The organism is Streptomyces coelicoflavus, from assembly GCF_045041415.1.
GTDB lineage: Bacteria > Actinomycetota > Actinomycetes > Streptomycetales > Streptomycetaceae > Streptomyces > Streptomyces coelicoflavus.
Genome location: NZ_CP108218.1, coordinates 6,383,999 through 6,410,022, shown reverse-complemented (window position 1 = coordinate 6,410,022; position 26,024 = coordinate 6,383,999). Strand labels below are relative to the sequence as shown.

At 70.2% G+C, this 26,024-nt stretch carries 18 protein-coding genes and 3 CRISPR repeat arrays (1 of these 21 cut by a window edge); of the genes, 16 read left to right on the top strand and 2 right to left on the bottom strand.

Features of this window, described 5'->3' with window-relative positions:
- Nucleotides 1-122: 122 nt before the first annotated feature.
- The gene (locus OHA99_RS28695; RefSeq protein WP_405698328.1) at nucleotides 123-728 is read right to left on the bottom strand and encodes a TIGR03086 family metal-binding protein; all 606 of its coding nucleotides are present in this window, start codon (nucleotides 726-728) and stop codon (nucleotides 123-125) included.
- Between the two features lie 139 nt (nucleotides 729-867).
- Here OHA99_RS28695 and OHA99_RS28690 point away from each other — a divergent pair, with 139 nt between their 5' ends.
- Nucleotides 868-2,079 carry an MFS transporter gene (locus OHA99_RS28690; protein ID WP_405698327.1) on the top strand — a complete coding sequence of 404 codons (1,212 nt, stop codon included), beginning with the start codon at nucleotides 868-870 and terminating at the stop codon, nucleotides 2,077-2,079.
- A 92-nt stretch (nucleotides 2,080-2,171) separates the two neighbouring features.
- Nucleotides 2,172-3,299: direct repeats of the CRISPR family, unit length 29 nt; unit sequence GGGACCATCCCCGCGGGTGCGGGGAGCAG.
- A gap of 478 nt (nucleotides 3,300-3,777) precedes the next feature.
- Nucleotides 3,778-4,791, top strand: coding sequence for an NAD-dependent epimerase/dehydratase family protein (locus OHA99_RS28685; protein WP_405698326.1), 1,014 nt, complete (start codon nucleotides 3,778-3,780; stop codon nucleotides 4,789-4,791).
- Nucleotides 4,792-4,859: 68 nt separating this feature from the next.
- Here OHA99_RS28685 and OHA99_RS28680 read toward each other — a convergent pair whose 3' ends face one another.
- Nucleotides 4,860-6,182 carry a DNA-binding protein gene (locus OHA99_RS28680; RefSeq protein WP_405698325.1) on the bottom strand — a complete coding sequence of 441 codons (1,323 nt, stop codon included), beginning with the start codon at nucleotides 6,180-6,182 and terminating at the stop codon, nucleotides 4,860-4,862.
- A 489-nt stretch (nucleotides 6,183-6,671) separates the two neighbouring features.
- On the opposite strand from OHA99_RS28680, the gene OHA99_RS28675 reads away from it, so the two are divergent.
- From OHA99_RS28675 to cas2e, 14 genes are all read left to right on the top strand, one after another.
- Nucleotides 6,672-7,157, top strand: coding sequence for a DUF6415 family natural product biosynthesis protein (locus OHA99_RS28675; RefSeq protein WP_405698324.1), 486 nt, complete (start codon nucleotides 6,672-6,674; stop codon nucleotides 7,155-7,157).
- On the top strand, nucleotides 7,154-8,182 hold the full coding sequence (locus OHA99_RS28670) for a DUF6302 family protein (protein WP_405698323.1): 1,029 nt from the start codon (nucleotides 7,154-7,156) through the stop codon (nucleotides 8,180-8,182). The genes OHA99_RS28675 and OHA99_RS28670 overlap by 4 nt, the downstream gene beginning before the upstream one ends.
- A gap of 224 nt (nucleotides 8,183-8,406) precedes the next feature.
- Nucleotides 8,407-8,589 (top strand): FxLD family lantipeptide, encoded by a 183-nt coding sequence (locus OHA99_RS28665; RefSeq protein WP_405698322.1) that lies wholly within the window; start codon nucleotides 8,407-8,409, stop codon nucleotides 8,587-8,589.
- 101 nt (nucleotides 8,590-8,690) lie between these two features.
- On the top strand, nucleotides 8,691-11,702 hold the full coding sequence (locus tag OHA99_RS28660; RefSeq protein WP_405698321.1) for a lantibiotic dehydratase: 3,012 nt from the start codon (nucleotides 8,691-8,693) through the stop codon (nucleotides 11,700-11,702).
- The gene (locus tag OHA99_RS28655) at nucleotides 11,699-12,841 is read left to right on the top strand and encodes a lanthionine synthetase C family protein (RefSeq protein ID WP_405698320.1); all 1,143 of its coding nucleotides are present in this window, start codon (nucleotides 11,699-11,701) and stop codon (nucleotides 12,839-12,841) included. The genes OHA99_RS28660 and OHA99_RS28655 overlap by 4 nt, the downstream gene beginning before the upstream one ends.
- 13 nt (nucleotides 12,842-12,854) lie before the next feature.
- Nucleotides 12,855-14,051: a methyltransferase, FxLD system gene (gene fxlM / locus OHA99_RS28650; protein ID WP_405698319.1), complete on the top strand. Its 1,197-nt coding sequence runs from the start codon at nucleotides 12,855-12,857 to the stop codon at nucleotides 14,049-14,051.
- A 297-nt stretch (nucleotides 14,052-14,348) separates the two neighbouring features.
- Nucleotides 14,349-14,866: a CRISPR direct-repeat array (repeat unit 29 nt; unit sequence GGGACCATCCCCGCGGGTGCGGGGAGCAG).
- A 211-nt stretch (nucleotides 14,867-15,077) separates the two neighbouring features.
- The gene (cas3, locus tag OHA99_RS28645; RefSeq protein ID WP_405698318.1) at nucleotides 15,078-18,017 is read left to right on the top strand and encodes a CRISPR-associated helicase Cas3'; all 2,940 of its coding nucleotides are present in this window, start codon (nucleotides 15,078-15,080) and stop codon (nucleotides 18,015-18,017) included.
- Between the two features lie 566 nt (nucleotides 18,018-18,583).
- Nucleotides 18,584-20,362 carry a type I-E CRISPR-associated protein Cse1/CasA gene (gene casA / locus OHA99_RS28640; protein WP_405698317.1) on the top strand — a complete coding sequence of 593 codons (1,779 nt, stop codon included), beginning with the start codon at nucleotides 18,584-18,586 and terminating at the stop codon, nucleotides 20,360-20,362.
- The gene (gene casB / locus OHA99_RS28635; protein WP_405698316.1) at nucleotides 20,359-21,048 is read left to right on the top strand and encodes a type I-E CRISPR-associated protein Cse2/CasB; all 690 of its coding nucleotides are present in this window, start codon (nucleotides 20,359-20,361) and stop codon (nucleotides 21,046-21,048) included. Before casA ends, casB begins: the two co-directional genes overlap by 4 nt.
- Nucleotides 21,045-22,241, top strand: a complete 1,197-nt coding sequence (cas7e, locus tag OHA99_RS28630) for a type I-E CRISPR-associated protein Cas7/Cse4/CasC (RefSeq protein WP_405698315.1) — start codon at nucleotides 21,045-21,047, stop codon at nucleotides 22,239-22,241. The genes casB and cas7e overlap by 4 nt, the downstream gene beginning before the upstream one ends.
- On the top strand, nucleotides 22,238-22,987 hold the full coding sequence (cas5e, locus tag OHA99_RS28625; RefSeq protein ID WP_405698314.1) for a type I-E CRISPR-associated protein Cas5/CasD: 750 nt from the start codon (nucleotides 22,238-22,240) through the stop codon (nucleotides 22,985-22,987). Before cas7e ends, cas5e begins: the two co-directional genes overlap by 4 nt.
- Nucleotides 22,987-23,775 carry a type I-E CRISPR-associated protein Cas6/Cse3/CasE gene (gene cas6e / locus OHA99_RS28620; protein ID WP_405698313.1) on the top strand — a complete coding sequence of 263 codons (789 nt, stop codon included), beginning with the start codon at nucleotides 22,987-22,989 and terminating at the stop codon, nucleotides 23,773-23,775. The genes cas5e and cas6e overlap by 1 nt, the downstream gene beginning before the upstream one ends.
- Nucleotides 23,772-24,740, top strand: a complete 969-nt coding sequence (cas1e, locus tag OHA99_RS28615; protein WP_405698312.1) for a type I-E CRISPR-associated endonuclease Cas1e — start codon at nucleotides 23,772-23,774, stop codon at nucleotides 24,738-24,740. The genes cas6e and cas1e overlap by 4 nt, the downstream gene beginning before the upstream one ends.
- The gene (gene cas2e, locus OHA99_RS28610) at nucleotides 24,737-25,099 is read left to right on the top strand and encodes a type I-E CRISPR-associated endoribonuclease Cas2e (RefSeq protein ID WP_405698311.1); all 363 of its coding nucleotides are present in this window, start codon (nucleotides 24,737-24,739) and stop codon (nucleotides 25,097-25,099) included. Before cas1e ends, cas2e begins: the two co-directional genes overlap by 4 nt.
- Nucleotides 25,100-25,191: 92 nt before the next feature.
- A CRISPR array of direct repeats spans nucleotides 25,192-26,024; the repeat unit is 29 nt; unit sequence CTGCTCCCCGCACACGCGGGGATGGTCCC (it continues 662 nt past the right edge of the window).

The window sequence follows — 26,024 nt, the reverse complement described above, 5'->3', positions numbered from 1 at the left end:
ACATCAGATCTCGCGTATCGCGTCTCATATATGACGTACGGAGTACGACGCGTTGAAGGTAAGAGGGGCGCGCGACGGCGTCAATGGTTCTGACAAAGGAAGTTGTTCGGGTGCCGCCTTGCTCAGGCGGTGCGGCTCCAGCCCGGGTCCCGCCCGCTCAGCCCCACCGCGCGCTCCAGCAGCGGCGCGTCGGCGGGCACGGCGACGACGGGCCCGAAGATGCCCTGGTCCCGGTCGGACTCCTCCGCGGCGGCGGCGAGCAGCCCGTACGCCGCCCGCAGCGCGGCCGCGTCGGGGGCGTACTCCTGGCCGGTCGCGCGGGCCAGGTCCCAGCCGTGGATCACCAGTTCGTCGGCGACGACGGCGCCCGCGACCTCGCCGGGCAGGTCGATGCCGCCGGCCCGGGTCATGCCGGTCCAGGCCTCGGGCGTGCGCCACGCGTCGGCGAGTTCGGCGAGGACCTTCGCAAGCTCGTCGCGCCAGCCGGGCCCGATGTCCGGCACGGATGCCTCGGGGCTGGTGTCCGTGGTGGGTCCCAGGTCCTTGCGCGCGGCGTCGCGGAAGGCGACGGCGAGGCCGGTCAGGTGCCCGAGCAGGTTGCGCACGGCGAGGTCGGGGCAGGGCGTCGGGTCCGCGAGCCGGACGTCGCGCACGCCGTCGGCGAGGCGGGCGAGGATCCGGGCCTGCGGCCCGAGGTCGAGGGTGTCGGTGGCGGTCTCGTGTGTCATCCGTGTCTCCCGGGAACGTGCGCTCGCTCTGTCGGGAGGTAGACCGATCACGACCGCGAAACTCATCGGCCTCCAAGCTCGCGTCCTGGGGCACCTGCCCGATGCCGGCCGTCGCGCCTTAGCCCCACGATGACCAGGCATGACGACAAGAACCACGGACCCGGCCGAGCCGCGGCGGAGCCCCTGGCCCCTGACCCGCGTCCTGCGCGACCGCAACGCCGGTCTGTATCTCGCCGGGGTGGTGGTGTCCGGTTTCGGCAGCTCGGCGCTCGGCCTGGCGGCGGGCGTGTGGGTGAAGGACCTCACCGGCTCGGACGGTCTGGCGGCCCTGTGCCTGCTCGCGCTCTGGACGCCCACCCTGGCCGGACCCGCGCTCGGCACGATCGCCGACCGGGTCCGCCGCAAGCCGCTGCTGATCGTCGCGAACCTGCTGCCGGCCGGCCTCCTGCTCAGCCTCTTCGCGGTCGACTCGCCGGGCGCCCTGTGGCTGCTGTTCGCGGTGCTGTTCCTGTACGGCGTGGCCGGTGTCGTCCAGGACGCGGCCGAGTCGGCCCTCGTGGCCGCCGCCGTCGATCCCGGCCTGCTCGGCGACTTCAACGGGCTGCGCATGACCGCCAACGAGGGCATGAAGCTGGTCGCACCCCTCGCCGGTGCGGGACTCTACGCGGCGTACGGCGGGCCGAGCGTGGCGGCACTGGACGCGCTGACGTTCGTGCTGGCCACGGGGCTGTACGCGGCCCTGCGGGTGCGGGACGCGCCACCGGGGCGCCCCACGGTGAACTGGCGGCGGCAGACGGCCGAGGGCGCCCGGTACCTGTGGGGGCATCCGGGGCTGCGCCCGCTGGTCCTCGCGGGCGGGGTGACGATGCTGTGCGCGGGCGTCGGCGGCGCCACCCTGTACGCCGTCGTCGACGCCCTGGACCGCTCCCCCGCCTACGCCGGTGTGCTGTACGCCGTCCAGGGCGCCGGCTCGGTGGCGGTCGGGGTCCTGTCCGGCCCCGCCCTGCGCCGCCTGGGCGCACGGCGGTTCGGGGCGGCCGGGATCGCGCTGTTCGCGGTGGCGGTGGCGGTGCGGGCGGTCCCGTCCGACGCGGTGACCCTGACCTCGAGCGCGGCGGTCGGCGTGGGCCTGCCCACGGTGCTGATCGCCGCCCTGACCGCCGTCCAGCACGAGGCGCCGGGTCCCCTGCTGGGCCGGGTCTCGGCGACGGCCAACTCCCTGGTCTTCGCCCCGAACGTCCTCGGCCTGGCCGCGGGGGCGGCGCTGGTGGAGACGGTCAGCCTGTGGCTGTTGCTGCCGACGCTGAGCGCGGTCCTGCTGGCGACGGCGACAACGTTGCGGTCGCCGTAGTACGTCGTGCCCCCTCGCGCAGCTCCTCCCATCACGGAGCCGAAGGCACACGGTGGATTCGTCCCCCTGCGAATGCGCTTGAGGTCGGCGATGGGGCCTTTCCCGCGGGTGCGGGGAGCAGTCCGGGTCCGGATCCGGCTTCGTGTGCTCAGGGGGACCATCCCCGCGGATGCGGGGACCATGTGGCCTCGCGGGTCAGCAGGGTGCGGACGTCGGGACCATCCCCGCGGGTGCGGGGAGCAGCACTTGGCGGCCTGGGGGCTGGGGTTCTCGAGGGGACCATCCCCGCGGGTGCGGGGAGCAGTGGGTCATGTCGGTGCCACGGGTGAACGGCGGGGGACCATCCCCGCGGGTGCGGGGAGCAGCGCGCAATGGCCGCCTGACGGTGCTGCTTGGGGGGACCATCCCCGCGGGTGCGGGGAGCAGAAGGAGGCAGAGAAGCGGTTCGGCCGGGTCCTGGGACCATCCCCGCGGGTACGGGGAGCAGGTTCATCGCATGCTGGTAGGCGGCCGGGTCGGGGGACCATCCCCGCGGGTGCGGGGAGCAGTGCGACCGTCCTTGCAGGTAGTTGTTGACGTAGGGACCATCCCCGCGGGTGCGGGGAGCAGGACCGCGACGCCGACGTGGCAACGCCCGCACAGGGACCATCCCCGCGGGTGCGGGGAGCAGGCCGCACCCACCCTGGTCCTCCTCCTGGAGCTGGGACCATCCCCGCGGGTGCGGGGAGCAGCATGGCCGGTCAACGACTGCGGGCCCCTGGGGGGGACCATCCCCGCGGGTGCGGGGAGCAGCGTACGTCCGGGCTGAGCGGGGTGGTTCCCTCGGGACCATCCCCGCGGGTGCGGGGAGCAGGGCTGCCCCGGGATGCCGTACCTGCTTGCCTGGGGACCATCCCCGCGGGTGCGGGGAGCAGCTGGACCGGTACGCCTCGCAGATCCTCAACCAGGGACCATCCCCGCGGGTGCGGGGAGCAGGGGGACATCGTCCGCGCCCACCGATCCACCCTGGGACCATCCCCGCGGGTGCGGGGAGCAGTTCCTGCACGCCGCCGCCGTGGCGGTGCGGGAGGGACCATCCCCGCGGGTGCGGGGAGCAGCGCTGACCGCTGTTGCGTTCGCTGCGGTGGTCGGGACCATCCCCGCGGGTGCGGGGAGCAGGTCACCCGTCACGGTGACCTGGTCGAACTCGACGGGACCATCCCCGCGGGTGCGGGGAGCAGACTGATTGACCTGGGAGTTTATGGTTGCTGAGACGTGTTTTCAGCGACCTTTGCAGATCCCGGCAAATCGGATATAGAGCGACGCGAATTCATGGGTGCCACGAAGACTGGCGGGTCATCCAAGTTCTGGAGGCGCTGACCGCCCTCACCCCTCTCCTACGCAGGCTCCGGAAGCAGACCAAAGTACTCCACGCCGCGCTCACGCAGCAGGGTGCTCTCCCACCAGCGGCAGCGCCGAAGTAGCCCTCGTCGCCTGTGAGGTTGCGGCCGGAAATGTCCCAGGTACTCAAGGGCGGCACGTCGCATGTCCTCAAATCCCAACTGGCTCGCAGTGCTGTGCCGATGTCGATCAGGGTGCAAAGGCCACCCCCTCCCCCGCATCGCAGCCACCTCTGGCCTGCAGCCCCTCGTATTCGCGGCGCCTGCCGACGGCACAGCCGCCCTGTCGTCCGCTCCTCGGGCAGGGCAGGATCGGAGCATGAGGATTCTCGTCATGGGCGGAACGTGGTTTCTGGGTAAGGCGATTGCCGAGACGGCGTTGGCCAAGGGGTGGGACGTCACCACCTTCAACCGCGGTCGGTCCGGGGTGGACGTACCCGGTGTGGAGGCGGTACACGGTGACCGCACAGAACGGGCAGACCTGCGAAAGCTCACCCAGCACGGCCCTTGGGACGCCGTCGTCGACACGTCGAGCTCGGAGCTGCCGCCCCGTGACGTACTCCTGGCCACCACGACGCTGGCCGGCCATGCGCGCCGTTGGGTGCACCTGTCCACCGTCTCCGTTTACGAAGGCTGGCCGCACGAGCCGTTGACAGAGGACTCCGCCCTACTTCGGTGCCCGGCCGACGCCGACGGATCGTTCGGCTACACCGGTGAGGACGGCAGCCCCACGAAGTACGGCTTCCAGAAGGCCGGCGGAGAGCGAGCCGTGGCCGAGGCCTTCGGCGACGAAGGGGTTTTCCTCAGGCCGGGGGTCATTCTGGGCCCCGGCGAATATGTGGGCCGATTGCCCTGGTGGCTGGAGCGTACGAAGCGCGGTGGCCGCATGCTCGCGCCTGCGCCTGCGGAGCAGCAGATCCAGCCGGTGGACGTCCGGGACGTCGCCGCCTTCGCAGTGCACCAGGCCGCGAGCACCGACCGCGGTGCCTTCAACGTGACTCATCCCGACGGAATTTCGTTCTCCAGCTTCCTCACCGAGTGCTCGCGGGTCACGAGGAGCGACGGAACGCCGGTCTGGGTGGACCCTGCCGTACTGACGGAGCACAGCGTGAAACAGTGGACCGAGGTGCCCCTGTGGCGCACCCATGCCGGTGTCTGGTCGGTCGACGCCCGGCGTGCGGTCAAGGCGGGCCTGCGCTGTCGGCCGATCGCCGACACCGTGCGGGACACCTGGAAGTGGTGGTCGGAAGACGGGCGCCCCGTGGACCACCCGCGGCGGGCGGAGCATGGGATCGCGGCGGAGAAGGAAGCGCGGATTCTCGCCTCGCTGTGAGCCCCGTGGTCCGGCCCTTGTAGTCGGGACCCTTGTGCTCTCCGTGCCTCTTGCCGCAATCCCTGTAATCAGGGCCCGATCGACAGCAGTGCCGCGGACGGACCGAGTCGGTATGGCGGGGAGACACGGGTGAACTCCTCGACCTGCTCACGCAACTGCGACGGGAGTGGTGAGCCGTGGTAGCGCGGTCGCGCCAGGTGCCTGCCGATCCTGGCCGTCCGGACGACCACCCCCGTTTTGCGCCGCTCGGCCGGCACTTCCCAGAGTGGTGTCAGCGCCTCGGCCGCGCCCTCCACGTTGTCGGACAGGAGGCGGGCGTACGCCAGGTCGGCTGCCGCTCCCGCCAGGACGTGGGTCGACTGCTCGTCCTGCGCCCGTTGCCCGAGGAGGGCGATGGCGCGGCCGGCCTCGGTCTCTGCCTGCTCCGCGTCGCCCATGAGCAACGCCGTCGTGCTGTTGGACATGGCCAGCCGCTCCTCGGAGAAACCGAACTCGCCTCCCACCTCATCGTGCAACTCGTCGCGAGCGTCACCGCGGTCCTGAGAGAGCCGGATCGTGCGGCGTGCTGACGCGATGTCGCCGAGGTGGGCGTACGCGCGAGCAGCGATGGCGTGCAGGCGCCGCTGCGCAACGGCGCCGAGACCGCCGTACGAAAGTGCTCGCCGAGCCTTCGACAGGGCCTCGTTCGACTCACACGAGTGGTAAGCGATGTAGGCCAGGGTTCCGTCGGCGTAGGCCTGCAAGGGTGCGAAGCGCGTGCTCTCCCCGTAGACAGCCGCGGTGCGGGCCAGGGTACGGGCGCTGGGGAAGTAGCCCAGGTCGAACGCTGCGACCGCAAGAAGTGCGGCCGTCTGCCCGTTGAGGATCATCAGGGTCTGCTGCTGGAACGGAACCTGCGTGCGGTCCCGGTGCCGCTCGATCTCCCGGCGCAGGTTGTCGGCAGTTTCGTAGGCACCTGCGGCCGGCAGGCCGTGATAGCGCCGAGCGAGACTGACCACTTGGTCGCGGAGTTCGTCGATGGTGTTGTCGGAGATGGACGCCGCGGCGGTCGCGCCGGCGCCGTCGTGGGCTTCACGTGCGGTCATTTGCACTCGCTCTTCCAGGTCGAACACGGACACCTGGGGATCGTCCGCCGGTGGCGGCGCAAACAGTTGTGCTGCCGTGTAGCCGGGCCACATGGCTTCCAGGACGTGGCAGGTCTCCGGCCCCGGTAACCCGGTGAGTTTGCCGCCGGTCCAACGCCGGAACTGCGTCTCTCCACACGTCGGGTTGTTGGGGCTGTTACCGAAGAGGCGAACGCCGGTCTCGTTGAACTTCTTGTCGAACCGGCGGTAGGTGAGCTTGCCCCGGTCGCACAGCTTGGCGAGCAGTGTCCTCGGTTCGCTTCTCATCCCGCCCCCAAGTCTGCGGAGCCGCGCAGCACGGCCTGCGGATGGATCCCTTCCCTCGAAGGAGACCCCGGCCTTCCGTCCGGCGGCAAGACGCCTCATGCGGAAGTCACTTCAAAGCTATCCCGAGGCCAGGGGGTGTCACCCGTAAGAGCCGCGGGAGCCACGGTCCAAGCCATGGCGGAGCCATGTGCACCGGGTGAACGATGAACACCAGCTTTCACCGAGAGTGCCCGACCCAGCACAGAGGGGCGAGGGAGGGAGGGAGCGACCACGATGCTCGCCGAGCGCATCAGCCCCTCACCGGCACTCGCTGTTGGGCAGCAGGACGGGCCGCACAGGCCCGGTCTCGACCAAGCAAGCGGTCCGACGTACTGCTGGCGATCCGCCGCCTGTCGATCAACAGAACACGCCCACCAACGCCCGGGACTCTGCCGCCCATTCGCCGTCTGTCCCTCCGCCACTGCCAACCGCCTCGAAGGGAACCGTTCCATGGCGCCTGTCGCGACTGCCGCGAAAGCCCGCCCCACTCCCCCGCCCGTGTGGCTCGTCACGCCCGTTCCACCTGTTCCGTCCTGGACACGGCACACGGAGGACCTCGAACGCATCGTCGTCATGCTCCGGGCCGACCTTCCGATCGACCGGGCGTTCGATGACGTGGCAGCGGTCTTCGGTGACGGAGCCGACCCGGCCGAGGACGACATCCCGGCCCTCGTCGAGCGCTTCTGCGGAACCGATGACGTACGGGGTCACCTTGCGACCCTGATCGACCTCGTGACCGAAAGGCAGTCCGGCGAACCGGACGTCAGGGCGCGGCTCATCACGAGGGCAAAAGACGCCCTCGGGTCACCGGCGCGTTCGGACGGCATGAAAAGGATCGGTCTCCTTCGCCGGCTCGCTCTGGCTGCGCAGGACCTGCTGGAGCTGTTGCTGTCCGGCGAACCTGACGAACCCGACGAAGAGGAGGCGACGCGTTGACCGTTCTGGCACGACCGGGGGAGCCCGACATCGTCGTCATGCCCCCGGCCGAGGCGTACGACTTCGAGTACTTCCGGGCCCGGGTGGATGCTGGGCTCCTGTCGCGGAGCATCGCCGTCCGCGTGTTCCGCATGCCCTTCCTCGCCGTGCCGGTGGGCGGGGCCAGGCGCGGCGGCTGGTTCGGTGCCGACAGCCTCGTCGTGGCGCTGGCCGTTCGTGACGTCCTGGCACCCATCAGCGGTTTCTCCGGCGCGCGCATCGTGTGGCAGTGCACACCGCGCTCGTCGTACGCCGTCGAGTGGGGGGACCGTCCTCCGGCCACCTGGCTCGACGACAGCGAGCGCCTGTCCTTCTACGGACTCACGCAGCCCCACACCCCTGCCCCAGGCTTCGAACCCACGCCCGGCCTTCACGACCGTGCCTGCCACCCTCCCCCACTGACTTCAACTGTTCTTCACGGCTCCGTACATCCGCGACTCTCGCTGCAAGGGCCGGACGTGCGCACTCATAGATCAAGGAGTTTTCCCATGTCCCCCAGGCCTGCCGCGGCGAATACAGCGGTACGGGCGCAGCGCACAGCCCCGCTTGTCGACGGGGAAGTGATGAACGAGCGGATCGTAGTGGCCCCTCGTCGCCGTGACGACATGCCCCGCCCACAAGATGCAGCGCGGGTGGGCGTCCTCCGCCGGATCGCTGCCGCCAGGCTCAAGCACCACGGGTTGGACGCGCTGATCGACGACGTCCTGCTCATTTCCTCCGAACTGCTGACGAACGCCTTGCTGCACAGCGGGGCGGCCGAGATCACGTTGAACCTGACCGTCCGTGGCGGATGCCTCCGCATCACTGTCATCGACGGCATGCCGGGTCGAGCGGAGCGCAGAAAGGTCGACGACGAGGCCGAGACAGGGCGTGGGCTGGGACTCATCGCGATCCTGGCCGCACAGAGCGGCGGCACCTGGGGTACCAGCGAGGACGGCGCGGCGACCTGGTGCAGCCTTCACGTACCCGCCGGGCAGCGGCAGTGATGGCGGCGGTCTATGGGCCGGAGCACGGTCCGCTCTGTTCAGCACCACCCCGCTCGCTGCCCGGCAACCCGGACGGCGCAGGGCAGTACGGAAGGCCCGGCGCCACGCTCCGGTGACAAGCAGTGCCTCAGTTGCAGGCTGCACCCTCACGGCACGGCAGCCCGCACCTGGGGTCCTGAGACCCCCCGCCCGTCCAGGGCGGACCGACTACCAAGGAGCCATCCGTGTCGATCCCCACCTACCAGCCGCCACAGCCGACCGCAGCTTTCGCCGAGCCCATGTCCATGCCCGTCGAAGAGTGGGAGCTGAAGACCACCGTCACCCGGGCTCCTACTCCCATCGTCGAGGCCTGTGGCACCGGTGACGGCTGCGCCAAGACCTGCGCCTCGTCCTGCGCGTCCAGCTGACGCGCAGGTCCGTTGCGGTGGTGTGGGCGTGCCCTCCCGCACCCGCACCACCGCGCCGGCGTATCACCCACCAAGGAATCGCTGATGAGGAGGAATCGCTAATGACGACACATCCTGCCTTCCGTAGACACGGTGACGTCCTGGTTCTGCGTGCCGCCGTTCTTCCGCTACAGGCCCGCCCGGACGACTGGCCCGACGTCGAATCGCTCGACAGTTGCCGCGCCTGGCTCACACATGTGTGGTCCGACGAGGCTTTTGTCGTTCCGCTGCGCGCGGCGTCTCCGCGGCTGGTCGGCTTCGTCGAGAGGATCTTGAACGGCGACGAAGTCCCGCAGAAGCGGGTCCGCAGCGCGACCCTGTCCGTCACCAGCTACCTTCTGCGGGCATCGGCCCGAGCGACGCCCTTCGGTCTCTTCGCCGGTGTGGCACTCGCCGACGTCGGGCCGGTGTCCGCGAACCTTGGTACCCGTCACCGAGCCTCGGCGCGCCCCGACACGCTGTGGGTGGATCACGTACGCCGTACGCTGCAGCGTCGTGCCGATGTGCTTCGGCATCTGACCATCCAGATCAACACCTTGTCGTTCCGGCGAGGCAACGCCATCTGTGCTCCTCGGCCGGGCGGACGCCTGGCGAGTGCACCGGTGACTCGTCCCCTGGCCGTCCTGCTGAGTGCGGCGGCCGCACCCGCCACGGGCCGCCGTCTCGTCGAGGCGCTGACGGAGGCGGGCGGCACACCCGAGCAGGCCATCCGCCTGACCGGGCAGGCTCTTGAGGACGGGTATCTGACCAGTGATCTCACCGCTCCCATGACGGACCAGGACCCCGCCCGGCACATCGTGTGCACCCTGCGGCCGCACATGGGCACGCTCGAGCCGGACACGGTCCAGATCATCGACCGCCTTGAGGAAACGGGACGGGCCCTCGCCCTGCACAATCGGGCTGAACCGGAGGTGGCCCCCTCACTGCGTGCCACGGCCGACAAGGGAATGCGGGAGATCCAGTCGGCGGACTGCCGAAGCAGGATCAGCCTGGACCTGTGCGTCGATGCACAAGTCACCGTGCCTCGCCAGGTCCTGGCCGAAGTGGAACGCGCCGCGCACGCACTCCTGCGCCTGACCCGTGCCAAGGGGGAATCGCCTGCATGGGCCGCCTACCAGACTCATTTCTGGGAGCGTTACGGCGCCGGTGTCCTGGTCCCGGTCCGTGACGCCGCCGACCTGGCCGCGGGCGTCGGGCTGCCCGCCGACTACCCGATGTCCGTATGGAGCGAGGCGCCGCCCAGGGTGTTGCCGCGCGACGAGCAACTCGCGGCACGTGCCATGCGGGCGGCCATGACCGGGGACAGCGAGATCGTCCTCACGGAGCAGGACATCGACGCTCTCTCCGGCAGCGATCCGGAGAGGCCGACGGCGCCGCACGTGGAAGTCGGTTTCAGGGTCCGCGCCGCCAGCAGGAAGGCCGTGGGCGACGGAGACTTCACGCTCGACCTGCGACCGGCGTGGGCGGCCGGCGTCCTGTCCGGCCGCTTCGCCTCCATGCTGGGACACCGGCTGTCGGACCTTTACCGGACACTGCCCACCATGACCCAAGGAGCCTTGCCCGCACAGCTCTCCTTCGTGCCAGGCTTTCCGCACGCCCAGAACGTCTCCCGTATCCCCGCCCTGCTGCCCTACGTGATCCCCGTGGGCGAGACCGGGGCGGCGGCGGACGGCATCATCGGCCTTGACGACCTCGCCGTGTTCTCCACCGGCGAGCAGCTGCACCTGGTCAGCATGTCCCGGCGGCTCATCGTCGAGCCGCACGTCCTTCACCCCCTCGCTCTGGAGAAACAGGCCCCTCCGCTGGTCCGGTTCCTGGCCCAAGTGGGGCGTGGCTTCGCGACGGCCTGGACCGCGTTCGACTGGGGCCCGGTCGCTTCCGTGCTCCCCTATCTGCCGCGTGTCCGCCATCGCCGCACCGTGTTGACTCCGGCACGGTGGAAACTGTCCGCCGTGGACCTGCCGACCGGTCCGTTCGGGCCGACCTGGCACAAGGCACTGGGCGAGTGGGCAGTCACCTGGCGATGCCCCGCCCGGGTGCAACTGCTGGACGACGACCGCGGCGTGATCGTGGACCGGACCGATCCCCTCCACGCACGTCTCATCCACCAGCACCTTCGCCGCTCCGAGCACGCGGTGCTTGCCGAGGCCGTGAACGACGAAGAACTCGGCTGGTTGGGCCACGCCCACGAGTTCACCGTCCCGCTGGCCACCACCCGCCCGCAGGTGCCACACCCGGACCTGACCCACGCCCCCGTGGTGACGAACCGGGACCTGGCGCACCCCGGAGATACCGGGCAGCAATGGACTCAAGCAAAGGTGTTCACCCACCCCACCGCCATGGACCAGATCCTGACGCTGTGGCTGCCCCGCTTGCTCGATGCACTCGGAACTTCCCAGGTGTGGTTCGTGCGGTACCGGTCCCTGCAGGAGACCGACCATCTCCGGATCCGTGTGCCCAGCGGCGGGCCGGACGGCCGCGAGGCCGCCCTGCGCCTGCGCGCCCTGTCCGACTGGACGAAGCGTCTGACCGAAGACCGGCTCGCCTCTCAACTCGTCCTCGACGGCTACCGGCCCGAGACCGGCCGCTACGGCACCGGGGCCGCCATGGACGCGGCCGAGGACGTGTTCGTCGCTGACAGCCTCGTGGCTCGTTACGCTCTCACCGACGTGCCCGACCTGGAGAGGGCATCAGTCTGCGCCCTGAACATGGTCGACATGGCGGAGGGGTTCCTCGGCACCGACGAGGGCAGGGCCTGGATGGCGCGGACTCCGGTACGGACTCCGGCGTGTGGCACGGCCGACCTCGACGTCACGCGGCAGACCATCGACCAGGTGAAGAACCACCCGCTTCTGCACGCGACGCCGCGCCTCGCCCGGGCGGTCTCCCAGCGGCGGGCCGCGCTGGGGGCCTACCGGTCGCAGACCGACACGAGCCGTCCGGGACAGACCCTCGAGTCCCTGCTCCACATGCACCACAACCGGCTGATCGGGCCCGACCGCGACAGTGAGGCCGCCTCCCGCCACGCGGCACGGCAGGCCTGCCGGTCCTTGGTGATGAGGAAGAACCCATGAACCACGACGACCTCGGCGGCGGCCTCGCCGGAAACGCCCTGTACGAGATGGTGATCGCCCGCGAGCAAGGCGACTGGACGGCGGCCCATGCCGCGGCGAAGGCGCTCAGCTCCCTTCCCGTCACCGCCCACCCGCCCCACGCGAACCTCTACCGAGGCGCGCCCGCGGTCGCATACGTCCTGCACATCGCGGAACACCCGGCCTACGCGCGGTCCCTCGCCGAACTCGACGCCGAGACGGTCGCGATCGTCTCGGGCCGCCTGGACACCGCGCACCGCCGCATGGACAGCGGACGCCCGCCACGCCTTCGGGAGTACGACCTGATCAGTGGTCTCACCGGACTCGGCGCGTACCTCCTCCACCGTGGGCGAGGCAGCGTCCTCGAACGCGTCCTGCACTACCTGGTGCGGCTGATGACCGAACCTCTCGCCGTCGACGGCTGCCAGGTCCCTGGCTGGTGGGCGGCGACCGACCCGCGCGATGCCATCGGTACCGGACGGTTCGAGCACGGCCACGCGAACTTCGGGATCGCGCACGGTGTCACCGGCCCTCTCGCGCTCCTAGCCCTGGCCCGCCGCGCCGGCCATTCCGTCGAGGGGCAGGACGCCGCCTTGGCCAAGGGCATCGCTCACCTCACCGCATGGGCGCAGCCCTTCGACAACAACAGCATCGGCTGGCCCGAACTCCTGCCCCTGGACGCCTACCGGAAAGGCCCCGAACCCGGAACCGCACCCAGCCGCCCTTCGTGGTGCTACGGCACCCCCGGCATCGCGCGCGCCCTGCAACTGGCCGCACTCGCCCTCCACGACGACGCGGCCCGCCGACTCGCGGAGCTTACGGCGCTTCAGGCCGTCACCGACTCGCGGCAAACCTGCCAGCTCACCGACGCATCGGTCTGCCACGGATGGGCGGGACTGCTCCTGGCCACCGACCGAATGGCCTCGGACGCCGCGCTCCCCGACCTCACCGGCGCACTGCCGACACTGCACGCATGCCTCGAGTCCGCCATGGCACACAACGAGAGGCCCAAGGACGCCGGTCTGCTCACCGGCAACGCCGGCGTCCTCCTGACCGCCCACACCCTCAACGTCTCCCACCCCCTCGACCTGGGGTGGGAGACGTGTCTCCTCCTCAACTGAAAGCGAAGCAACTGTGAGCCAGACCCCCACGGCCGACCGACTCCGCAACCGACTGGTCGACGACATCATCAGCGAACGCGCCGTGCCCTCCGACGTGGAGCGCGCCATGCGAACCGTGCCCCGGGACGCGTTCCTGCCGGGCATCGAGCTTGAGAACGCGTACACGGACCAGGCCGTCACCATCAAGGACAACCCCGGCAAGCCGCTCCCGCTGTCCTGCGCATCGGTGCCGTCCGTCGTGGCGATGATGCTCGACCAACTCGGCGCCCGCCCCGGCGACAAGGTCCTCGAGGTCGGTGCCGGTACCGGGTACAACGCCGCCCTTCTCGCCGAGCTCACCGGCGGCCGCAATGTCACCACGGTCGACATCGACTCCGCCGTCGCCCTGCATGCGCGGTCCACTCTCAACGCTGCCGGCTACGAGAGCGTCACGGTGATCGAGCGCAACGGCCTGCTCGGCGTCCACGAGAACGCGCCGTACGACCGGATCATCGCCACGGTGGGCGTTTGGGACATCCCGGCCACCTGGTGGGACCAGTTGGTGGACGGCGGACGCCTCGTCCTGCCGCTGCGCTGGCGCGGACAGACTCGATCGGTCTCCCTGAGTCGTCGCGGGGACGAGCTGGTCTCCGACGGCATGGAGCTGTGCGGCTTCGTTCCGATCATCGGGCAGAAAGGCGAGAAGACGGCTCCCCTCAACGCCGCCGACACGATCCGCGTCCACTACGACCAGGACCAGGTCGTCGACACCGACGCGCTCGCCGACACTCTGGCGGCTGACGAACCGGCCGGGCACTTCCTGTCCGCCCAGCGGATCGGCGGCGAGGAGTCGTTCGACGGCGTGTGGCTGCGCGCCACAGCTGGCGACGACCGCGTCTGCCGACTCGAAGTCACCCCGGAGGCCGTGGAGCAGGACCTGATCCCCAGGCCCGCTGCACCGGGCCGCAGCCCCGTCCTGGTCGAAAGCGGCTCCCTCGCCTACCTCACCGTGACCCGCGAAGGCATCGCCCCGAACCGCCCGTTCCGGCTAGGTGCGACGGCATACGGACCTCGCGGTGAGGCTCTGGCCCACGATCTCATCGCCCACATCGACGCGTGGGGCGCCGCCCGCCTGGCCGTACCGCAGATGACCATCACACCCTCCGCGACCGGGGCCGCGCCCGGCCACGTCATCAGCAAGCCGGAGAGCCGAATCACACTCGCCTACTGAGGCGACCTCGACGGCGCTCCCATCCGCGCGGACGGGGGCGCCGTTGGGCCGTGCAGGGAAATCCCCGCGACGTGTGGGGAGCAAGGTGTCGCCATGCACGCGGTGATCCCGGTGCTGGGACCATCCCCGCGGGTGCGGGGAGCAGGGGTCCTCGCCCGGCACTTCGCGCTGCTGGCCGGGACCATCCCCGCGGGTGCGGGGAGCAGGCGTCGCCGATGTCCCAGGGAGAGGCTTCCCCGGGACCATCCCCGCGGGTGTGGGAGCAGGAGGCCGCGGGCCCACTGGTCAAGCCAGTGCCGGGACCATCCCCGCGGGTGCGGGGAGCAGGTGTCAGCTTGCGCAATGGGTAGGCCCCGCCGGGGACCATCCCCGCGGGTGCGGGGAGCAGCCTGCCGACGGTGGCCTCGGAACCGCGTCGGAGGGACCATCCCCGCGGGTGCGGGGAGCAGGGTGGGCTTGGGCATGGTCACCTTCCGATCGCGGGACCATCCCCGCGGGTGTGGGGAGCAGTTCGTGGACCGGTACGCGCGGATCGTGAACCCGGGACCATCCCCGCGGGTGCGGGGGGCAGGCGTTCGGGTTCCTGCTGCACATCCCGGTCCAGGGACCATCCCCGCGGGTGCGGGGAGCAGAAGATGCCCCGCCAGCTCCAGAAACCGTCGACGGGACCATCCCCGCGGGTGCGGGGAGCAGAACATCGTCCTCGCTCCCTACATGCCGCCCGAGGGACCATCCCCGCGGGTGCGGGGAGCAGAATTTCGTCCACTTCCAAGATCATTTCGTGGCGGGACCATCCCCGCGGGTGCGGGGAGCAGACTGATTGACCTGCAAGTTTATGGCCACAGAGGCGTGGGTTCAGCAACTTTTACAGATTCCGGCAAATAGGACATAAGGTGATGGGTCGGTTCCGTAGACGCATCCATAGATAGCCGATCATCGTATGACTGAGAAGTGCCATCTCTCAGTGCGTTCGTCTCTTTTCTGGTTCTGGTGGGGCGAGCCGGGTTTTCCCTGTATGAATCACCCATGAGTGATGGGGGGAACGCCCGTTCCTGCCTGCTGCGTCGGCTTGGGGAGTCGGCCAGGACGGTTTGGGCCAAACATGACTGTAAGACTGATGGGTGGCTGCCTCTGTGGCGGCACATGGAAGACAGTGCCGCAGTGGCGGGCCTGTTGTGGGACCGGTGGTTGCCTGTAGGGGTGCGGCGGCTGATCGCCGGGGCGTTGCCCCAAGGGGAGTCGGACGCGCGTGCTCTTGCCGTGTGGCTCGCTGGTGTGCACGACATCGGCAAGGCCACGCCGGCATTCGCGTGTCAGGTCGACCAGCTCGCCGACGCGATGCGCGGGCAGGGGCTGGAGATGCGGTCGGCGAGGGCTTTGGGCCCGGATCGACGGGTTGCGCCGCACGGTCTGGCCGGGCAGGTGCTGCTGGAGGAATGGCTGGAGGAACGGCACGGTTGGGCGCCCGCTCGGACTGGACAGCTCACGGTTGCCGTGGGCGGGCATCACGGTGTGCCTCCCGAGCACGGGCAGATCAAGGCTCTCTACGAGCACGAGGAGTTGCTGCGCACCCCGGGCACGAGCAGCCGTGTCTGGCGGCAGGTGCAGACCGAGCTGCTCGATGCCTGTGCCGAGCAGTTCGGCGTGGCGGAACTGCTGGGCGGATGGCAAAGGATCAGGTTGCCGCAGCCAGTGCAGGTGCTGCTCACCGCGCTGGTCATCGTCTCCGACTGGATCGCCAGCAATCCGGACCTCTTCCCCTACTTTCCCGACGGCGCGTCCCGTAAGGACGATGAGCGTCTTGCCGCGGCCTGGCAGGGACTGGACCTGCCGGAGCCCTGGCTGGCCGAGGAACCGATGGGCGGCGCTGGGGAGCTGTTCGCCTCCCGGTTCGACTTGCCCGCTGGAGCCGAGGTACGCCCCGTCCAGGAAGCCGCCTTGGAACTCGCGCGGGAGCTGGAGACGCCCGGGCTGATGATCGTCGAGGCGCCGATGGGCGAAGGGAAGACGGAGGCGGCCCTCGCCGCAGCCGAGATCTTCGCCGCACGCTCGCGGGCCGGCGGAGTCTTCTTCGCCCTGCCGACGATGGCCACCGGTAATGCGATGTTCCCCCGCCTGCTCGACTGGCTGGAGCGGGTGCCGGGGGTGGCGGGCTCGCGGCGTTCGGTGCACCTGGCTCACTCCAAGGCGGCCCTCAACGAGGACTTCGCCGGCCTGATGGCCGGTACGGGAGGCGTCGCGGCCGTCGACGTGGACGAAGCGGCCCACGCGTCCCGGCAGAAACTGGACGAACGGCGCCGTGCGGGAGCGGAACTCGTGGCGCATGCCTGGTTACGCGGCCGTAAGAAGGCCATGCTGGCGTCGTTCGTCGCGGGCACCATCGACCAGTTGTTGTTCGCCGGCCTGAAGAGCCGGCACTTGGCGCTGCGTCACCTCGCCGTGGCCGGGAAGGTCGTCGTCATCGACGAGGCGCACGCCTACGACACCTACATGAGCGTGTACCTCGACCGAGTGCTGTCCTGGCTGGGCGCGTACCGGGTTCCGGTCGTGGTGCTGTCCGCGACTCTGCCGGCCTCACGTCGGCGGGAGCTCGTGGCGGCGTACTCCGGCCGTGCCGATGCGGCGGCCATTGCCGCAGAAGCGGTTGATTCGGACGCGTATCCATTGCTGACCGCCGTGGCTCCGGGCGGCATTCCGCTGGTCCGGCGCCCGCAGGCATCGGCCCGGTCGACGCAAGTGCGGGTCGAGCGTCTGGCCGACAGCCTGGACGTCCTCGCCGACCGGCTGGAGGGAGAGTTGACCGACGGCGGGTGCGCCCTGGTGATCCGGAACACCGTCACACGGGTACTGGAAACAGCTCACGCACTGCGCCAAAGGTTCGGTGCCGAGAACGTGACGGTGGCCCACTCCCGTTTCATCGACCTCGACCGGGCAGGAAAGGACAAGGCACTGCTCCGCCTCTTCGGGCCCCCGGAGAAGACGGACGACCGGCCCGCGGGCCGGCACATCGTGGTGGCCAGCCAGGTCGCGGAACAGTCCCTCGACGTCGACTTCGACCTGCTGGTCAGCGACCTGTGCCCAGTCGACCTGCTCCTGCAGCGCATGGGCCGCCTGCACCGCCACCAGCGCGGTGAGGAGCAGCGGGACCGCCCCAAGCGCTTGCGTACCGCGCGTTGTCTGGTGACGGGCGCTGCCTGGGACACGGAGGTACCCGCACCGGTACGCGGGTCCGTGGCGGTGTACGGACGGTACGCCCTGCTGCGGTCGGCGGCGGCACTCCTCCCCCACCTGGATGGCAGGCCGCGGCAGCCGGTGCGTCTCCCGGAGGACATCAGCCCCCTCGTACAGAGCGCGTACGGGAATGACCCGGTCGGGCCGGACAACTGGCAGGACGCGATGAAGGCGGCGGCCGAGCGCTTCGAGGAGCACCGCGACGACCAGGCTCAGCGCGCCGCGGTATTTCGTCTGGGGGACGTCGGCAAACCCGGGCGACCGCTGTTCGGCTGGGTCGCCGCCGGCGTGGGCGACACCGACGACTCCCCCACCGGGCGTGCCCAGGTCCGCGACAGCCGGGACAGCTTGGAGGTCGTCGTCGTGCAGCGACGCGGCGACGGCAGCCTTGCCACCCTTCCGTGGCTCGAGCCGGACGGCAAGGGCCGGCAACGAGCCGGCCTCGAGCTGGCGCAGGACGCGACGCCGACACGGTTCGCGGCCCGTACGGCCGCGAGCTGCGGGCTGCGGCTCCCCCTGCAGTTCTCCGGCGAGACCATGGACCGGGCCATCGAGGACCTGGAACAGCTGTATCTGCGCAGTTGGCAGGGCAAGGACAGCCCTTGGCTCGCCGACCAGCTGATTCTCGCTCTCGACGAGGACTGTCAGACCCACCTGGCAGGGTTTGCACTCCGCTACAGCCCAAGTGACGGTCTTGAGGTGACCCGAGCTGCAGACGGAGAGCCGACGGCTTGAACCGCGAGGTATCCCCGCTAGGTGCGGGGAGCAGTGATGCACGCCCCTAAGGCTGGGGCCATCCCCAGGGAGGTGGGGAGCAGTGGCCTTACGACATGAGGACTCGTACGTCATCAGATTCGGGCCGTTGGTCCAACGTACACAGGATCGCGCTGCCGCGCGGACAGAGGAGGCTCAATGCTCCTTCGGTAACTGGGCCCAACGAACAAGCGGCAGGACGGCCACGGGCGAGACCACAGTTGCCAGCGCCGTGGCGATACCCCACTTGACGGATTCGTCATCGGGCCCCCCGTACAGCAGGACGCGGCCCAATAAGAGACCTAACCAGAAGGTGACTATGACCGCCCCGACGACGAGGACCCAGCGACCCCAGCTACTCAACATCCCACTCCCCTAAGGCTGTTCCACTCAGTGCGCCATACCCTACCTGCCCCAGAGGGATGTGCTGTGTCACTTACCGCAAGTGGCCCCGCCGTCCCTCCCCTTGCCAGACCGCAGGGCGTTGTCAGTCCTGCCTGGCAGGCTGTTGTTCTCGCTGCAGTCAAGTAGCGACCCTGAGGAGACCTATGCCTGAAACCGTTTCCGGCAGCCCGAATGCGCCAGCATTCGACCTGACGAGCCAGCCCTGGATCGGTGTGTTGCGGCGCAACGGATCCCAGGACGAGCTGTCCCTCCGCCAGGTCTTCGCCCAGGCCGATGATCTGCGCTGCGTCGTAGGTGAACTGGCCACCCAGGAGTTCTCCTTGGTCCGTCTCCTGTTGGCCGTCGCGCACGACGCGCTGGCTGGCCCCGGTGACATCGAGGAGTGGGTGGAGCTGTGGGAGGACCCGGGCTGCTTCGTTCCGGTCCAGGCGTATCTGGACGAGCAGCGCGACCGGTTCGACCTTCTGCATCCGGTCGCGCCCTTCGGGCAGACGGCCAGGCTGCGTACGGCGAAGGACGAGGTGTTCTCCCTCAACCGAATCGTGGCTGACGTACCGGCCGGGGAGCCGTTCTTCAGCGCGCGGATGCCGGACGTGCAGCGGCTGTCCTTCGCCGAGGCCGCCCGCTGGGTCGTCCACGTCCACGCGTACGACACCTCCGGCATCAAGTCCGGCATGGTCGGTGACGACCGTGTCAAGGGCGGCAAGGTATACCCGCTCGGCACCGGCTGGGCGGGAGGCCTGGGTGGCGTCTTCGTTGAGGGTGCCACGCTGCGCGAGACACTGCTGCTTAATCTGGTGGCGGCAGACACCGAGCTGCTCGACTTCTCCGCCGACGACCGGCCGGCCTGGCGCCGCGAGCCCTGCGGGCCGGGGTCCGACGGGCGGACCGCGACCGGTCTGCGCGACTTGTACACCTGGCAGTCGCGCCGGGTCCGTCTGCACCACGACGCGGACGGCGTCCACGGTGTAGTTCTCGGCTATGGCGATCCGCTCGTCGCCCGGAACATGCACCAGGGTGAGCCGATGACTGCGTGGCGGCGCAGCCCTGCGCAGGAGAAGAAGCTGGGGCAGTCCCCCGTGTTCCTGCCGCTGGAGCACGATCCGGCCCGTGCGGCCTGGCGGGGCATCGCCGCACTTCTCGCCGACCGGCTGGAGGGCACCAACGGTGCAGCAGGCCCCTCCCGGCTGCGGCCGCGGATCCTCGAGTGGATTGCGCGGCTGGTGACCGAGCGCCATCTCTCCCGCCGCTTCCTCGTCCGTACCCGAGTGGTGGGTGTCCGGTACGGGACCCAGCAGTCCGTGATCGACGAGGTGATCGACGACCGCCTGGAGATACCGGTCGTCCTGCTGCACGGGCAGGACCCCGCCTACGCCGCACAGGCCATCGCCGCGGCCGAGGACGCGGACCGGGCGGTGCGGATTCTGGGAGACCTCGCAGCCGATCTGGCCCGGGCGCGTGGCTCCGAGCAGGAGGGGCCGAAGTACGTTGCCCGTGCCGAGGGGTTCGACGCGCTGGACCATCCGTACCGCGCCTGGCTGTCCGACATGGCGAAGGCGCCCGACCCCTTCGAACACCGGCACATCTGGCAGCGCCAGGTCCGGCACACGGTGGGCCGCCTCGGCGACCGTCTCATCGCAGCCGCGGGTGACGCCGCCTGGGAGGGGCGGATCCACACCGACCCCAAGGGCGGCACTCACTGGCTGAACGCGGGCCTGGCCGACGTGTGGTTCCGGGGGCGGCTGGCCAAGGCGCTGGGCGACCCCGACTCCCTCGACGCCTCGGGGTCTTCAGGCTCTTCGAGTGCCGCAGGCTCCAGCGGAAAGGGCACCGCCCCTCCCGAGGGCCGGCCGGCCGGGCCGGTTCCCGCCGGCCCGAGGAAAACCGAACACGCCGCTACCGACCCGGAGGTGCACGTATGACCACGACCGCATCCGCACCAGCCCCGCATGCCGCGGCCCCGGTTCAGCAGCAGGTCGCGGATCTCGCCGCCGCGCTCATCGGGTCCTGGCAGGAGGGGTACCTCAAGGACAGGTCCCACGCCGTCGGCGCTCTCGCCCGACTGCGCCGAGGCGCGGGTCGTGAGGCGGGCGAAATGCCCGACCTGTGGAGCCTGATCGACACCGGCCCGCTCCACACCACGGCCGCAGGAGCGCGACCGATGGGCGAACAGGAGCTGGAGCGTGCGGAGAACGCGCTGCACGCCGCCCTCACCCTGTGGGCGTTCCACCAGCAGTCCCGCGGCGTTCCCATGCACCGCCGGCACACTCGTGAGCGACCGGGCGGCCTGGGCGCAGCGGTCCGGCGTCTGATGCCGGCCGACGGCACCGACGCCCCCGTCCGCAAGCGCCTGGTCCGCGCGGGCACCGCCCCCGACCTCGCCATGCTCACCCAGCGGCTGCGCGACATCGTCGCCCTGCTGCGCAGCGCCAAGACCCCGATCCCGCTCGACTACGCGCTCCTCGCCGGTCAGCTCTACCTCTGGCAGTGCCCCGACGGGCCCGCCGCCGTACGGCGTCGGTGGGGCCGCTCCTTCCACGAGCAGATGCGAACCCGGCCGGACACCGACCAGAACACCACCCCGGACACCGACAAGGACGCCTCGTGAACCGCATCTTCCTGGACGTGCACGCCCTGCAGACCGTCCCGCCCAGCAACCTCAACCGGGATGACACGGGCGCCCCCAAGACAGCCGTCTACGGCGGAGTCCCCCGCGCCCGGGTCTCCAGTCAGGCATGGAAGCGGGCGATCCGTACCTGCTTCGCGGACGAGCATTTGCTCGACCCCGCGGAACTCGGTGTACGGACGAAGAAGATCGTGGAACTCCTCGCCGACCGGGTCACGGGACTCGACGACTCCGTCGAGCGGGAGACAGCGCTGCAACTCGCCGACGAGACGGTCAAGGCCGCGGGCTTCAAGACCGAAATCCCCAAGCGGAAGGCCGAGCAGGCGAAGAAGGACGGGAACCCCGCCCCCGCTCCGGAGAGCAAGTACCTGGTCTTCCTCAGCTCACGGCAGCTCGACGGCCTGGCCCGCCTCGCGCTGGAAGGCGCCGCCGACATCGCGGCGTTCCTCAAAATCAAGGACAACAAGGCCCGGGCCAAAGAACTCGCGGACACTCGGCACTCCGTGGACATCGCGCTGTTCGGCCGGATGGTCGCCGACGTCGCCGACATCAATGTCGACGCAGCCGTACAGGTGGCACACGCCCTGAGCGTCCACCGGGTCGACAACGAGTCCGACTATTTCACGGCCGTCGACGACGAGAACGCCGATGAGGAAACCGGCGCCGGAATGATCGGCACCGTCGACTTCAACTCCGCGACGCTCTACCGCTACACCGCCCTCTGCGTGCACCTGCTCGCCGACAACCTCGGCCAGGGACTGCGGGAGGAGGAACCCCGCACCGACCCGGTGCGCCGAGCCGTCGAGGCGTTCGTGCAGGCCTTCGTGGAGTCCCTTCCCACCGGAAAGATCAACACCTTCGGACACCACACCGAACCCGACGCCGTGGTCGTCAAGCTCCGCACCACCCGGCCCATCAGCTACGTCGCCGCCTTCGAGGACCCGGTTCGCAGCGACGGCGGCGGACACCTGCGCGAGGCCACCGACCGGCTCGCCTCCTACGCCTCGGACGTCGAACGCGCCTACGGCGACCCCGACACCACTTTGACCTGGGTTCTGCGGGTGGGCCCCGCCACGCAGAAGCTCGCCGACCTCGGCACCGAAACCGGCACGCTGCGTGAACTCGCCGCCGCCGTCGGGCAGGCCGTCGCCGAACGCCTGGACAAGCCCGCATGAGCAACGCCGGCGTACTCGTCCTTCGCCTGGCAGGCCCCCTGCAGTCCTGGGGGGCCTCCTCCCGCTTCACCCGCCGCACCACCGAATCCGCCCCCACCAAGAGCGGCGTCGTCGGTCTGCTCGCCTCGGCGGCCGGCATCGAACGCGGCGACGACACGCACCTGGCGCCCCTGGCAGCACTCCGGTTCGGAGTCCGCATCGACCAGCCCGGCACCCGTATTCGTGACTTCCACACCGCCCACCACGGCGTCACCGGTGCGTCCATGCCGCTGTCCGAGCGGTTCTACCTGGCCGACGCCGTCTTCGTCGCCGCCGTCGAGGGCGATCAGGCCCTGCTCGCCGGCCTGCACGACGCTCTGCGCGCCCCGGTCTACCTGCCGTACCTCGGTCGGCGCTCTTGCCCGCCCTCCGCACCGGTCGACCTCGCGCTGTACGAGGACACGACACTCGAGAACGTGCTGACAACCGTGCCGTGGCAGGCATCGTCCTGGTACCGCAGGCGCCACCCGACCCCGCAGTCCTTGACCGTCATGCGCGAGAGGGCCACCCACGAGCCCGCCGAGCCGGCGGCCGACGTCCTGCGCGACCAGCCCGTCAGCTTCGACGCCGCCCACCGGCGGCACGCCCTGCGCACCGTCGTCACCACCGCCGTACCCACTCCGGTCCCTGCCGACGGCGGCTACGGCCCGCAGGGCCTGCACGACCCATTCGCCGCCCTCGATGCCCTGGAGAATGAGAGCGCCTGATGTTCTTCTCCCGCTTCCGCGTCAACACGGCACGACCCGGCGCTCGCCATCTGCTGTCGTCTCCCCAGGCCATGCACGCGGCCGTCATGTCGTCCTTCCCTCACATCCTGCCCTCCGACAGTCCGCAGCCCGACGCACCGCGCGTGCTGTGGCGCCTGGACCAGCGGGGCCGTGCCGAGGTGTTGCTGTACGTCGTCAGCCCCGAGCGCCCCGACCTGACGCACCTGGTCGAGCAGGCCGGATGGCCCGCCGTCGCCGACCCCGAGAACCCAGGCTGGCAGACCCGTCCCTACGCCCCCCTCCTCGACCGCCTGACCGCCGGCGACCGCTGGGCGTTCCGCCTGACCGCGAACCCCGTGCACACCGTCCGTCGCAAGGAGGGCGAGCCCCGCAAGCTCACCGCCCACCTCACGCCCGTTCACCAGATGGGCTGGCTGCTCGACGAGGAACGGCAAAAGCGCCTCGGCTTCCGGATCTGCGAGAAACCGACCGACCAGCGTCTCCTGCCCGAGGGCACCACCCACCAGAAGCGGCCCCACTCCGGCGACCGGTACGAGCTGGCCATACGGGACACCCGCTCCCTCACCTTCGACAAGTCCCGCGGCTCCGGCAGCCGCCGCGACAAGCCGGTCACCGTCGTCACCGTCACCTTCGAAGGACGGTTGGAGGTCACCGACCCCGCCGCGCTGCGCCGCTCCCTCACCCAGGGCATCGGCCGGGCCCGCGCGTACGGCTGCGGTCTGCTCACCCTGGCCCCCCTCACCCAGCCGACGCGGCCAACGCCATGAGCACGGTCTCCCAGCGCACCGCACTCACTCCACGGCAGCTCACCCGCACCGGCGAACGCCTCTCCTTCGTCTACCTGGAACGCTGCACGGTCCACCGTGACGCCAACGCCATCACGGCCCAGGACGCCGAGGGCACCACCCACATCCCCTCCGCGACCATCGGCACACTCCTCCTCGGTCCCGGAACACGCGTCACCCACCAGGCCATGAGCGTGCTCGGAGAAACCGGTGCGGCCGTCTGCTGGGTCGGCGAACGCGGCGTGCGCTACTACGCCTCCGGCCGCGCCCTCAGCCGCTCCGCCGCCCTCATGGAGGCCCAGGCCCGCCATTGGGCCAACCAGCGCAGCCGCCTCGCCGTGGCCCGGGCGATGTACCGGCTGCGCTTCCCGGACGAGGACCCCACCGGTCTCACCCGGCACGAACTCCTCGGCCGCGAGGGAAGGCGCGTCAAGGACTGCTACCGGTCCGAGGCCGCCCGCACCGGCGTCCGCTGGCGGGGCCGCCGCTACACCCCCGGCGACTTCACCAGCGGCGACGCCGTCAACCAGGCCATCACCGCATCCGCCCAGTGCATGTACGGCATCGCTCACGCCGTCGTCACGTCCCTGGGATGCAGCCCGGCTCTCGGTTTCATCCACTCCGGCCACGAGCTGTCCTTCGTCCTGGACATCGCCGACCTCTACAAGACGGAAATCGGCATACCGCTCGCCTTCGACATCGCCGCCGAGGACGAGGAGGACACCGGCCCACGCACCCGCCGCGCACTACGGGACCGCATCAACGAAACGTCCTTGCTCGACCGGTGCGTCAACGACATCAGGCGCCTCCTGCTCTCGGAAGCAACCGGCCCCAGAGGCACCGCCGACGACCGGGACGTGGTCACACTCCAGAGCGATCACGGCCACCAGGTTGCCTCCGGCACCAACTACGACGGCCCCGAGGACTACGGGGACGAGCTCTGGTGACCGTCATCGTCCTCACCAACTGCCCGGCCGGGTTGCGCGGCTTCCTCACACGCTGGCTGCTGGAAATCTCCGCCGGAGTCTTCGTCGGCAACCCCTCGGCCCGCATCCGCGACGCGCTCTGGGCAGAAGTCCAGCAGTACGCAGGCCAGGGCCGCGCCCTGCTGGCCCACACCACGAACAACGAACAGGGCTTCACCTTCCGCACCCACGACCACGCATGGCACCCGACCGACCACGAAGGCATCACCTTGATCCACCGCCCCGCCCCCAACGCCCCCGCCCGCGGACCAGCTCCCCAAGCCCAACCACCATCCGGCTGGAGCAGAGCGGCCAAACGTCGGCGCTTCGGCAGGGGCTGATTCCCTTGGAGTCACATATGCCCCATTCACCGGAATCAGTGAAGCTACTCGACAACCACCCCCGTCGCCGGTAAAACCGCAGGTCATTCAGTCTACTCCCCGCACACGCGGGGATGGTCCCGGCACGCACTGCTGGAGCGGGTCCAGGGCGCCACTGCTCCCCGCACACGCGGGGATGGTCCCGACGTCCCCGCGGTCCGGCCGGTCACCGCGAGCTGCTCCCCGCACACGCGGGGATGGTCCCCGGAGGAAATCAGCATGATCGAATCCCTGGTGCTGCTCCCCGCACACGCGGGGATGGTCCCACGATCCCGGTCACGGCGGGGACGGTGGACATCTGCTCCCCGCACACGCGGGGATGGTCCCGTCTCGGCGTACTTCCAGTTGAGCTGGTTGGTCTGCTCCCCGCACACGCGGGGATGGTCCCACCTTCGACTCACGGATGTACGGCATCCTCGCCTGCTCCCCGCACACGCGGGGATGGTCCCCGTTGCTGACGGTCCGACCGAACGCGTCATAGCTGCTCCCCGCACACGCGGGGATGGTCCCACCACGCATGCGCGCCGAAGTCGAACGGGTCCTCTGCTCCCCGCACACGCGGGGATGGTCCCGGCCCGGCAACCGAGCCACGGTGGTGCGGCAGCTGCTCCCCGCACACGCGGGGATGGTCCCGGGTAGTCCTCGTTGAAGGCGACGTCGGCGGACTGCTCCCCGCACACGCGGGGATGGTCCCAGGAGCATTCCGGGCGCCTCCGGCGACTGGCCCTGCTCCCCGCACACGCGGGGATGGTCCCCGGGTCTCGGGCTCGCGCTCGAGGAAGAGGATCTGCTCCCCGCACACGCGGGGATGGTCCCCTTTCCAATACGGCCGAGAACCGGGTCGTGGACTGCTCCCCGCACACGCGGGGATGGTCCCTTGACGCCG